General features: G+C 43.0%; 11 protein-coding genes. 7 read left to right on the top strand and 4 right to left on the bottom strand.

Annotation, left to right across the window (positions count from 1 at the left end; all coding sequences use genetic code 11):
* The first annotated feature begins 123 nt into the window (after window positions 1-123).
* Window positions 124-1131, top strand: coding sequence for an isocitrate dehydrogenase (locus ACYX4W_RS07860; protein WP_012517475.1), 1008 nt, complete (start codon window positions 124-126; stop codon window positions 1129-1131).
* Window positions 1132-1470: 339 nt separating this feature from the next.
* On the top strand, window positions 1471-1782 hold the full coding sequence (locus ACYX4W_RS07855) for a ComEA family DNA-binding protein (protein WP_474853939.1): 312 nt from the start codon (window positions 1471-1473) through the stop codon (window positions 1780-1782).
* 128 nt (window positions 1783-1910) lie between these two features.
* On the opposite strand, the gene galU is transcribed toward ACYX4W_RS07855, so the two are convergent.
* From galU to wecA, 4 genes are all read right to left on the bottom strand, one after another.
* A complete protein-coding gene (gene galU / locus ACYX4W_RS07850; RefSeq protein WP_474853937.1) occupies window positions 1911-2804 on the bottom strand; it encodes a UTP--glucose-1-phosphate uridylyltransferase GalU in 894 nt (297 codons plus the stop codon).
* Window positions 2805-3100: 296 nt separating this feature from the next.
* The gene (locus ACYX4W_RS07845; RefSeq protein WP_476075201.1) at window positions 3101-3973 is read right to left on the bottom strand and encodes a glycosyltransferase family 2 protein; all 873 of its coding nucleotides are present in this window, start codon (window positions 3971-3973) and stop codon (window positions 3101-3103) included.
* Window positions 3970-4857 carry a glycosyltransferase gene (locus ACYX4W_RS07840; protein ID WP_476054822.1) on the bottom strand — a complete coding sequence of 296 codons (888 nt, stop codon included), beginning with the start codon at window positions 4855-4857 and terminating at the stop codon, window positions 3970-3972. The genes ACYX4W_RS07845 and ACYX4W_RS07840 overlap by 4 nt, the downstream gene beginning before the upstream one ends.
* Window positions 4858-4970: 113 nt before the next feature.
* Window positions 4971-6032: a UDP-N-acetylglucosamine--undecaprenyl-phosphate N-acetylglucosaminephosphotransferase gene (gene wecA, locus ACYX4W_RS07835; protein ID WP_476075200.1), complete on the bottom strand. Its 1062-nt coding sequence runs from the start codon at window positions 6030-6032 to the stop codon at window positions 4971-4973.
* Between the two features lie 519 nt (window positions 6033-6551).
* Between wecA and ACYX4W_RS07830 the strand changes: the two genes are divergently transcribed.
* The 5 genes from ACYX4W_RS07830 to ACYX4W_RS07810 are packed head-to-tail and all read left to right on the top strand — an operon-like array spanning window position 6552 to window position 11368.
* Complete coding sequence (locus ACYX4W_RS07830) at window positions 6552-6950, top strand: hypothetical protein (RefSeq protein ID WP_476075199.1); 399 nt, start codon at window positions 6552-6554, stop codon at window positions 6948-6950.
* 4 nt (window positions 6951-6954) lie between these two features.
* Window positions 6955-8784 carry a polysaccharide biosynthesis/export family protein gene (locus ACYX4W_RS07825; RefSeq protein ID WP_474853927.1) on the top strand — a complete coding sequence of 610 codons (1830 nt, stop codon included), beginning with the start codon at window positions 6955-6957 and terminating at the stop codon, window positions 8782-8784.
* Between the two features lie 2 nt (window positions 8785-8786).
* Window positions 8787-9566: an ABC transporter permease gene (locus ACYX4W_RS07820; RefSeq protein WP_476075198.1), complete on the top strand. Its 780-nt coding sequence runs from the start codon at window positions 8787-8789 to the stop codon at window positions 9564-9566.
* Window positions 9563-10237, top strand: coding sequence for an ABC transporter ATP-binding protein (locus tag ACYX4W_RS07815; protein ID WP_025254261.1), 675 nt, complete (start codon window positions 9563-9565; stop codon window positions 10235-10237). The genes ACYX4W_RS07820 and ACYX4W_RS07815 overlap by 4 nt, the downstream gene beginning before the upstream one ends.
* Window positions 10238-10249: 12 nt before the next feature.
* Window positions 10250-11368, top strand: a complete 1119-nt coding sequence (locus tag ACYX4W_RS07810; protein WP_474827432.1) for a KpsE/RkpR family capsule polysaccharide export protein — start codon at window positions 10250-10252, stop codon at window positions 11366-11368.
* Window positions 11369-11550: the final 182 nt, after the last annotated feature.

Raw genomic sequence — 11550 nt, 5'->3', positions numbered from 1 at the left:
CCTTTTTCCCTACAATTTCAATTATAATAAGTAAGCAAGCAGAACTTGGCACCTCACGCGCCAAACCAAAAATTGAATAAACCTAACGATTTTGATAACAGAATTACCAGAGGATCCCTCCACATGACTCAGCAACGTATTACAGTCATTCGCGGTGACGGCATTGGCCCGGACATTATCGATGCGACCACAAAAATTCTAGATAAGGTTGGCTGTGACTTTGCCTATGACTATGCCGATGCGGGCTTAGTTGCACTGGAAGAACATGGCGAGCTTCTACCTCAAGAAACACTAGACCTTATCGCAAAAAATAAAGTTGCGCTTAAAGGCCCTTTAACTACGCCAGTTGGTGAAGGCTTTACGTCTATCAACGTTAGTCTTCGCAAGCAGTTTAAACTGTACGCTAACCTTCGCCCGGTAATGTCTTTTAAAGGCACAAAAGCACGTTACGAAGATATTGATATCATCACTGTACGTGAAAACACGCAGGGTATGTACTCTGGTCTTGGGCAAGTTGTTTCAGAAGACGGAAACGAAGCTGAAGCAATGAGTAAAATTACTCGTGACGGCGCTGAGAAAATCGTAACTTTCGCTTATGAGCTAGCACGTCGCGAAGGCCGTAAGAAAGTAACAGCGGTACACAAAGCAAACATTCTTAAATCGACGTCAGGTCTATTCCTAAAAGTTGCTCGTGAAGTTGGCGAGCGTTACCCAGACATCGAATCTGCTGAGATGATTGTAGATAACTGCTGTATGCAGCTTGTGATGAACCCTCACCAGTTTGACGTTATCGTAACCACTAACCTTTTCGGTGACATCCTTTCAGACCTGTGTGCGGGTCTTGTTGGTGGTCTTGGTATGGCACCAGGCGCAAACATTGGTGAAGACTGTGCGATCTTTGAAGCGGTTCATGGCTCTGCACCAGATATCGCGGGTAAAAACCTTGCGAACCCAACGTCTGTAGTACTTGCTGCAGCGCAAATGCTTGAATACCTAAACATGGGTGATAAAGCAGAGAAAATTCGCGCAGCATTGAAAGACGTTATTGAATCTGGCGACCGCACTACTCGCGACCTAGGTGGTGAAGCCGGTACTACAGAATTTACCCAAGCGCTTCTTGACCGTCTATAAACGCTTTGTGCTTTAGCACTGATATTATTTGAAAACGGGCTTTCTAGCCCGTTTTTTTATACATTACTTTCCACTTTCCGACTAAAAACTGTACTAAAACTGGACTACCGCTTTTTCAACCCGCCCCTATTATCTTGTTTGTACACACTAAAGTGCTTTGCGCTTTGTTACTAATCGCTACATCGAATAGAGTCTAATAGTTATGGACGAGTTAGTTTCGATAGTACTAAGACTAGAAAAAGTCAGTGCACTCTGGGTACATAAATTTAATCCCATTTAGCTAAGACGTAATGCCTCAAAATTGGGTAGCGTACTTAGCAACACTTACAAGGAAAGATGATGAAAAAATTAATATCTGGCTTACTCGTTCTATCAGCGTTAGCTATTCAAGCTCCTGTGGTTCATGCTGAAGTAGAAAGTATTAAGCAAACACAGCATAAAGAAACAAACCTGCAACAGCGCATCGACTTAAACTCAGCGACTGTGGAGCAGTTAATTTCGCTACCAGGTGTTGGTCAGTCTAAAGCAAAAGCGATTATTCAGTACCGTGAAGAAGTGGGACCGTTTCTTGAAGTCGCGCAGCTAACCCAAGTAAAAGGCATTGGCGAAAAAATGCTAAGTAAGATAAAAGGTCATGTACGTGTTAAGTAAATGACATTAGCTTAACGGCTTTAGATAACAATTTAATGGTTCGTTTAGCAGAGTACAAAAAAGTGATTAAAAAAAATGCGCCAATATTGGCGCATTTTTATATTACTTGTAGCTTCCGAAATACTCTATTATTTCACTACAGACGCTAGGTATTCTTTAAACTCATCACCTAAAGAAGGATGGCGCAATGCGTATTCCACATTAGCTTTCATGTAGCCTAGCTTGCTTCCGCAATCATGGCTCTTACCTTTCATGTAGTAAGCATCTACTTGTTCAAGCTTCATCAATGCATCAATAGCATCGGTAAGTTGAACTTCGCCGCCCGCACCTGGTGGTGTGAACTCTAGCAAATCCCAAATTTTTTCTGAAAGCACATATCTACCTACTACAGCTAGGTCTGATGGCGCTTCGTCACGAGGTGGCTTTTCAACCATTGCGTGAATTTTCGCTGAATCACCTGGAGTGATAGCTGCTCCATCAAGATCAGCAATACCAAATTTAGAGATATCTTCTTCTGGTACCTGCTCAACCATAACTTGGCTTACACGGCTGGTATTGAATTTAGCAACCATATCAGCAAGGTTATCTTTTTTCGGGTTACTCGCTGCATCATCAATAATTACGTCAGGAAGCACTACAGCAAAAGGAGCATCACCGATTAACGGGCGTGCACACAATACCGCGTGGCCTAATCCGTTAGCTACGCCTTGACGAATGTGCATGATAGTTACATCTTTCGGACAAATTGACTGAACTTCTTCTAAAAGTTGACGCTTAACACGCTTTTCAAGCGTAGCTTCAAGCTCAAATGAAGTATCAAAGTGGTTCTCGATGCTGTTCTTACTAGCGTGAGTTACTAGAATAATTTCCTTTACACCAGCCGCAACACATTCACTAACAACGTATTGAATTAGTGGCTTATCAACCACAGGCAACATCTCTTTAGGGATAGCCTTCGTTGCCGGAAGCATTCTCGTCCCAAGACCTGCTACAGGAATTACCGCTTTTTTAACCTGACTCATAAGTTAATATCCTTTTTTAAAATCCTAGTTACTCGCTCAAGTCGGCGCCTTGCCGTCAGTTATTTCTTAAGCTTATCTATATTCGCTACTATACAAAAGAGTAATGCAATCGATGTTCCAATTACCCTTTTAGAGCATTTATGTCTTGAAAATGGGCATTACGGTTATTTTCCACTCATTAATGCACAAAATTTGGGATAAATAATATCTAATGCACCAATTTAGTGAAAGAGCAGTGAGTATATTTTTCACTTTACTTACGATCCAATCGGTTAGAAGTAGCTGATTAGCGACGCTTATTTAGCCCACTTGTTTGATCGAATAGGACCGCCGTTACGCATAAAACCATCTTTTAACCCGTTAAGCATATATTGACCTCTCGCTTTTCCCTGCCCAAAGCAAAATCGATTAACAAGATACCTTACGGGTATTGCACAAACATGACGGAGCTTCCAATAAAGCGGAACGTAGCTACGTCGGGCAAGAATAAGTACGTTGCGAAACTGATAGTAGAGTCTAATGGGAGCACCTTGCTTAAACATAACACCACATACCTTCACTCTATCGTCGCCTTGCCGATGAGGCATACAAGCGCTCAACGACTGGTAAATGACCATACCCTTAGCTCGAGCTCGCCAGCACCATTCATGATCGACACCATCTATGAAAAGTGCCTCTTCTTTTCCGCCCACTTTCTCAAAAGCACGACGAGAGATAAGCATGCCTGAGGCAATAATTTGTTTCACTTCCTTCAAGCTATCGGAGACCTTTTTACCCTTTTGAAGCACACCCTGATCAACACAATCAGAAAATTGACAGTAAATAGAGGGACCTATAGCGGCGATAGGCACTTCTTGCTCCAAAGTAGTAAATTGGCCTAATAATTCATTGGCAATGCTAGGTGTAAACTGGCTATCTTGGTCGAGCAGGAAAGCGTATTCAACAGCTTTATCAAAAAGCTTTTCCAAACCTATATTTTGAGCTTTAGCAATACCCAGATTGGTTCCACAATGAATGTAAGTGAAGCTAGATGTATTCAAACGTTCATTAGCATTAGCTGAATTATCAACTAGCACTAAATCCCATTCTGGAGCCGAAAAAGCCTGAATCACACTAGTAAGGTGGTCAATATCGGGGTTATAAAGTATTACGACAATCCCTGTTTTCAATGCTTACCAAACCTCTCTAACAAATGTCTGTCGAGCTTGTATGCTAATTTGACCACTTTCCCTGGCATCAATCGCAGTGATAAGACACCGCAAGCATAAAAAAAGTTATAGGGTGAAAACTGTTTTAATTTAGTGATCGCAAAGATGCGCGCTCTAAACTCATTGAGAGACTTGCTCAGCCCACGCCGCTTATAGAAGTTATTCACTCTTCTAAACTTTAATAATCTGTCCTTCAGGTTTCTAAAGATATAACCTTGTGAAGCTAGTGAAACCCAGAAAAAATAATCTTGTGTGTTAAGTAAGTCGCCATTGTATCTGTGTCCATCATGAAACACGTTGTAACGAATCACCACTGTAGGGTGATTTAGCGAGCAGCGCCTAGGTAGTATTCGGGTTATTTGTTTGTGTGAAGCAGGCATTACTCTCGCTCCGACTTTTTTCCCGCTTTCATTTATTTCAGTGAGCGCTGAGCCTAGAACCGAAATATTGCTATGCCGATTTAGGTAAGTGATTTGGCGCAAAAGTCTGTGTTCTTCGGATATATCGTCTGCGTCCATTCTCACAAAATAAGAGGGGGTATACTGCAAGCCAAAATCGATGGCAGAATTCATACTACTTGCAAGACCGATATTTTGGCTATTTTGCGCCAATATAATTCTATCGTCATTTTTTGCAGCGTGTTGAAGTACTTGAGTAATGGGCCCTGGAACCGGCCCGTCGATAACAATGATAAAGAGAAAATCGGTATAAGTTTGGCCTGTTATACTCTCGATAGCCTCTCGCAACCATTTCGCATTGTCAGCTTGATAAACGGCCATTGCGACAATCGATTCAACATGCTTCTTTTTGTTTTGGTTGTGAATGACGGAGAATTGATTTATCAAGAATTATTTACCAGCAATAAAAGTAACAGAGGAAATAAAAGCGCTTTTACGCGCTTCTTTTTCGACAGTATGTTACAGAGATTTTATGCAACCTGCTATGGGTTTTACCGAATCTAGGTCCTGACTTGCTTAATAAAGCGAAGTACGCTCCATATATGCTGAATCACAAGACTATAGACGACTAGAAGCCCAATAAAACCATAGAACATAAACGCTTCAGGTACTTGATAAACTTCGCCTAATATACCGATAAGGCAATAGCACGCGCCTAGGCACAATATTGCAACCAGTGACTGCCTACTGCTTAACCCTGCTCGCATGAAAATGTTGTGAAGGTGCTGCCTGTCTGGTTTCAACATAGACTGCCCCTTGCGCGCTCGACGGTACATGATTGCAGCCATATCCATCAAGGGAAGCCCAACAAGCCACACCGCCGTTATAGGTCTAAACGCAGCCGTTTCACCTTGGGTGTGATCAACAAGTAGCCATACAATGGTGAGGCCGACAAACATACTGCCTGCATCGCCCATAAATATCTTGTTCCCTTTGAACCCTTTCCAACTCAGGTTAAACGCCAAGAAAGGAACAATAGCAGCCACAATAATAAGTGGCTCCATAATAGAGACGCCATTGCCAGTGAAAATTAAAAAACCTGCCACGGTAAGCAATATAACCAGGCTCATACCGCCTGCAAGACCATCAATGCCGTCTATCATGTTAAATGCATTGATAACACCGACAACACAAATGATGGTGAAGAAATAGCCTCCGAGGTCGAGAAGCACCTCGCCAGTGCCAAAGATATTGCCTAACGACGTAATATAATTTTGCGCGCTCCATGCCATAATGGCGGCCACACCAAATTGACACATGAGGCGACCTTTCGCACTTAAGTCAAAGCGGTCGTCCAGCATACCAAGCAAAACTACAAAAGCAGATGCGGTAAAAAATAGCGGGTTATTTTTCATCCACACATCGGTGGCGACGCTTGCAACAAGTACAGCCATAAATATAGCCACGCCCCCTGTTAAAGGGACAATACCTGCGTGGCGCTTACGTGCTGTAGGTTGATCAACTAAACCAAACTGATGCGCTAGAGGCGTCATCACCACTAAAAGAATTAGGGCTACGAAAAATGCAGTAAAAAGCGGGACGAACTGCAAGTACGCTAGCATAAAACACACAACCTCTCGTCACCGGTTACCGAAACACGCGAGTTTTCCAGCCTGACCAATGCACTTGTAAATTTGTTTAAAAAGCTCAATATCGATTCCATATTTGTACAACTTCCATTTCTTCCAGCGCGGTGAGGGTTTATCGTTATAACTATGCGGGTCGAAAACTGCCATATGATATAAAACATTTGTTTAAGTAACCACCCCAATCGCAAAATTATCGTTTCAAAACATTTCGTAATAGTTACAGTTTTAGCTGCGCTTACCACGCACAAATATTACGCTAACTGCCACATGAAGCCGTTTCGTGACATCTCAGTTACTCGCAAATACAAAATGTAGACGTACCACAAGCGCAATTATTTCACTAACTATTAAATTTCCTACTCATTGTGAACTTTCCAATAACAATATAGTCATTTTGAAGTCTTAAACCTTAGCGCCACTGCGATAGCAAACATGCTTTTTTTAAAACTTGTGTTATCCTAGCGCGAAATTGCTATATGGATATGAAAGCTAATGTTCAAACAATTCCAACGTTTAATTTTTCCGTTCGCATTAATTGTGAGCGCCGCAGGGTGTACAAACTCACCGACAGTTACCGAAGCTGACATACCCTTGGTGCACTCTTCTCTTGCATATTCCCTAGCACCGGAAAAAGAGTCTGCAATAAATATTCCAAAAGCCAACATTTATTTCGATAAAAAAGAATCTTTTTCAATACGTTTTGGTGACTATGATTACGCAGCCACCAAACACTACATTTCAGCCACCGGCAATAAGTGTATCCGCTTTTCTTTACAAGACAGTGACTCGGTTCCGACGGGCGCGCAGCGCAAAGTAACCACTTGCCAGCGGGATGGGCGATGGAAAGTCGTTTCTCCTCTCGTAGTTTCGGCAACCGCGCAAGGTGAATAAGTTAATGAAGTTTATGGATATAAAAAACACAATCAAAACGCTTTCAGTAACAGCATGTTCAGCAGTAGTTGGCTGCCTTCTTTTGCAACCTGTTTTCGCACAAAGTGTCGAACAACTACAGCAGCTAAGAGAAAGGGCTCAACAATCGCAAAGCGGAGGCGCTGCGCAGTCAGTCTCTCCTCTTAGTATCTCGACACAGCGAACTCTGCCGGGCGCCACAGGTACTGCAAACTCGATGGGGCAATTTTCCACTCAGCCGCGAAACGGTGTAAATTTACCTGGAGAACCTACTATTGAAACGGTTTTTCCTGCCCAACCCCCTATGGAAAATCCGCCATTTGCTGCGAACCTATTTATTGGTGGCTTTGAGTCAGAGCGCAGTTCAGGCTTAAACGACAATTATTTAGTGGCGCCGGGTGATAAAATAAATATTTGGCTATGGGGCGCGGTCAATTTCTCTAGCGTAGTTACCGTAGATAACCAAGGCAATATTTTTATTCCTAATATTGGCCCTATCCGAGTCGCAAATACACCAGCAGGAAGCGTTAACCAAACGGTTACAGCGAAAATCAGGCAGGTGTATACCAATGATGTGAATGTTTACGTAAACCTTCTTACGTCGACCCCGGTGTCCATATTTGTATCAGGGCCAGTATTGCGCCCCGGTCAATACGCCGGCCTTGCTTCAGATAGCGTGCTTTATTATTTAAAACGTGCAGGCGGCATCGATTTCCAGCGCGGCAGTTTTAGGCAAATAGATGTCGTTCGCAATGGTAAGGTCGTCGCATCTGCAGACTTGTATGCCTTTTTTAGAAGTGGAAAGCTTCCAGAAGTATCCTTCAAAGACGGCGACACCATTTTAGTGCACCCAATTGGCAACACTATCGTTGTTGAAACCGGTGCTCGCAATAGCTTTACCTTTGAATTTTTAAATGAAGAGCTTAACGGTGGCGTGGTTAATTACTTTGCACGACCTGGTGAATTCGCTTCTCATGCCTCAGTATCAGGTGTTCGCAATAATAAACAGTTCGCACGCTACCTAGATTTAAAAGAGTTCGCTTCTTTAGAGCTAAGCGCAGGCGACACGGTAGAATACATTGCGGATCACGAGCCGCAAATATATCGAATCAATGTTGCTGGCGCCTTCGCAGGTGCATCACAAATCATGGTTGATAAAGGCGCACGCTTACTTGACGTGTTAGATCATATTGAAGCTGATACCACGCTCTCTGACACGCAAAATATCTACCTACTTAGAGAAAGTGTTGCCGTTAAGCAAAAGGAAATCATTGAAGAAGGTCTACAGCGTCTTGAGAGAAGCATGTATACCGCTCCGATAAGCTCGACGGGTGAAGGTGCTATACGCGCTCAAGAAGCACAGCTTGTTGCAGACTTTATAGCTCGAGCAAGGCAAGTAGAGCCACAAGGCCGTGTTGTTGTATCTGAAAACGGCGACATAGCGAATATTCTGCTTGAACCTAATGACACCATCGTCATTCCTGAAGTGACTGACTTGATACATGTAGGCGGTGAAGTACTACTACCACAATCTGTAGTATTTAACCCAGATGCAACTACTGAAGATTACGTAGCTTGGGCTGGCGGCTTTACTGAACGCGCTGAAGACGAGCGTATACTTATTGTTCGCAAAAATGGGAACGTTACTTTTTCAAGCGTGAACGACTCATTCCTTTCAAGCGATGAAAGCAAGCTTGAGCCAGGGGATCAGATTATCGTTCTGCCTGCAATTGATACCAAAGTACTGCAAGCTGTTAAAGATATTACCCAAATCGTTTATCAAATTGCTATTGCAGCTAACGTTGCTACTAACTAAGCATGGTAACGTTTAAAGATCAGCTCTATGCATGGAGAGGCGTTATTTTTGCGCTTTTCCTGCGTGAGCTTCAAAGTAAATTTAACGATAAGTTTGGCTTGGGATGGGCATTTTTAGAGCCCTTTGCATTTATTTTCGCGCTGTCATACCTGCGCGGACTGATCAGTGGCGATGATATCCACTCTATTCCTCTCTTTCTATTTATGATGATAGGAATGGTCGGCCTGCAGTCTTTGACTACATGCCTACAGTCAGTCTCAACATCTGTACGAAGAAATAAGCCGCTCTATGCGTTCAGACAGGTTCAACCTATTTCAGCAATACTCACAGCCGGCTTCCTCGAGTTTTCTGTAAAGGTAGTGGTTGTCGCATTACTATGCCTTGCGCTTTACTTGATGGGTGAGACCTTTACGGTAAACGACCCATTGCTGCTGATATCTTTATTTCTACTTTTATGGGTATTCTCTATATCCATTGGGATGATTTTTGCCATCGCTGCCGCATTCGTACCAGAAGTCGATAAAATTAAATCAATGCTAACTCGCCCGTTAATGTTTATTTCGTGCGTATTTTTCAGCTTGCAAGACTTGCCCGAAGAGTATTGGCCGTATCTGACGTGGAACCCGCTTGTACATTTCAATGAGCTCGCGCGCTATGCATGCTTCGAGTCCTACGGGACCAAAGGGGTGTCGTTAAGTTTTATTGTAGAAATTACCATCGCTTTTTTATTTCTAAGCCTTTCGATGTACCACATCACGTGGAAGAGGGTGCTATCTCGATGATCAGAATAGAAAACTTAACAAAGAGCTATCCCAGTAAAATGGGCCCTCAGTATATATTTAAAAACTTAAATTTTGATTTTCCAACCGAGAATAACGTCGCAATTTTAGGTAAAAATGGTGCGGGTAAGTCAACCCTGTTCCGCATGCTAGCGAAAAGTGAATACCCCGACAAAGGCCGTGTTTTAACGAACAAATCGATGTCGTGGCCGGTGGCTCTGCAAACCGGTGTGCACCCGCAAATGACCGGGCGTGAAAACACGCGCTTTGTGGGACGGATCAATAACGTTAAATCCCTCCCTGAATACGAAGAAAAGGTGCAACAGTTCGCTGAGTTAGGTAAACGCTTTGATCTTCCCGTTCGCACTTACTCGTCGGGCATGCGTGCCAAATTGGTGTTTGCGTGCTGCATGAATATTAATTTCGATATTTACCTTATCGATGAAGCGACATCAGTAGGCGATCCGCTTTTTAGAAAAAAAGCACGTTTATCGCTTAAGGAAAAGAGTGAGCAAGCCGGGGTCATTATGGTTAGCCATGAACTTGACCAAATTCGCGAATTCTGTACTTCTGCCGTCATCATTGACGATGGAAAACTCACTTATTATCACGATCTCGAAGAAGGCATCGACGTTTATACGCAGGATGCAGACAATAAGAAATCACTTAAATAGGTTCAAATCACAGTGGAAAAATCTCTTACACAGCTCAATGCCCTTCTAAGTAAACACAAAATGCTGTTGCTTGTACTTCCATGGGTACTTTACGCCGCCTATCTTGTTCTATGGGCGGCACCACAATACGAAAGTAAAAGTCAGCTTATCGTTAAATCAAGCGATGGCGGCAGCAGCTTTGACCCATCTTCCCTATTGATGGCTGCTGGTGTTTCTGGTGCATCAGGCGGCACAGAAAGTCAGCTTGTAGAAGCTTATATTCAATCTGCCGATATGATTAAGTACCTAGATGAGACTATTGGCCTTCGAGAGCATTACATGTCAGACAAAGCTGATATGTTTAGCGGCCTGTCATCTTCTCATAAGCAAGAAGACTTTTATCAGTTTTACTTAAATCATATTGAGGTAAGCGTCGATTCAGCGTCTTCTGTAATTAGCCTGCGTACCCGTGCATTTGATGCGGAATATGCGCAAATAATCAACCAGGCTATTGTTGATAAGGCAGAAGAGTTTATCAACAACATCAATAACAACTTGGCGAAATCAAAGCTCACTTTTGCTAAAGGTGAACATGAGATTGTTGAACAAAAACTTCAACAAGCAAAGACGGAAATTTTAGGTTTTCAATCTAAATACAACGTGCTTGACCCTACTGCTGAAGGAGCAGCGTTTCAGCAGATTGCTTTTTCATTAGAAGCAACCCTTGCCCAGAAAAAGGCTGAGCTAAGTACCATGTCGACCATGATGTCTAACGTTGCACCTGAAGTGATTAACATTAAGCGTGAAATAGCTGCACTTCAAAAAGAAGTAGAAAAGCAGAAAGAGCGAATCAGTACTGCTGAAGGTGAAAGCGAGGCACTGTCAGTGAGTGAGCTTATGGCACAATACAGCAACCTGCAGGTTCAGCTTCAGTTGGCTATTCAAGCTTACTCGTCATCGCTTATCACCCTTGAGAATGCGCGCGTAGAGGCATATCAAAAGCTGCAACACTTGGTCACGGTAGAATCGCCTACCCTTCCAGACGATAATGCTTACCCAACGGTAATCTATAACCTGGTTCTTTTCGGTGTGTCATTGCTGCTTATTTACGGAATTGTAAGAATTGTAGTGGCGACCATCCGCGAACTTTAGGGGCTCCCTTTCAGCAAACCCTTTTGTCAATTGGCTAAGTCGATTAAGACTTGGTCAATTGACACCGCTTTAATGTAGTTTGTCGCCCAAATCTTGTGTCTTTAAGCAAGCTCTAGTATAAGAAGCTATCCGCCTTACGGACTACTATCAAAGAGCCTATCCTATAAGTGCTCTACAATAAC

The sequence above is a fragment of the Alteromonas sp. ABH4_454 genome, from assembly GCF_056311775.1.
This window is presented reverse-complemented; position numbering and strand designations above follow the sequence as displayed.

Bases quoted from the DNA above. Each gene is read 5' to 3' on its own strand.
- ACYX4W_RS07820 (WP_476075198.1), top strand. From the start codon at position 8,787: ATGGTAACGTTTAAAGATCAGCTCTATGCATGGAGAGGCGTTATTTTT.
- ACYX4W_RS07855 (WP_474853939.1), top strand. From the start codon at position 1,471: ATGAAAAAATTAATATCTGGCTTACTCGTTCTATCAGCGTTAGCTATT.
- wecA (WP_476075200.1), bottom strand. From the start codon at position 6,032: ATGCTAGCGTACTTGCAGTTCGTCCCGCTTTTTACTGCATTTTTCGTA.
- ACYX4W_RS07830 (WP_476075199.1), top strand. From the start codon at position 6,552: ATGTTCAAACAATTCCAACGTTTAATTTTTCCGTTCGCATTAATTGTG.
- ACYX4W_RS07815 (WP_025254261.1), top strand. From the start codon at position 9,563: ATGATCAGAATAGAAAACTTAACAAAGAGCTATCCCAGTAAAATGGGC.
- ACYX4W_RS07860 (WP_012517475.1), top strand. From the start codon at position 124: ATGACTCAGCAACGTATTACAGTCATTCGCGGTGACGGCATTGGCCCG.
- galU (WP_474853937.1), bottom strand. From the start codon at position 2,804: ATGAGTCAGGTTAAAAAAGCGGTAATTCCTGTAGCAGGTCTTGGGACG.
- ACYX4W_RS07825 (WP_474853927.1), top strand. From the start codon at position 6,955: ATGAAGTTTATGGATATAAAAAACACAATCAAAACGCTTTCAGTAACA.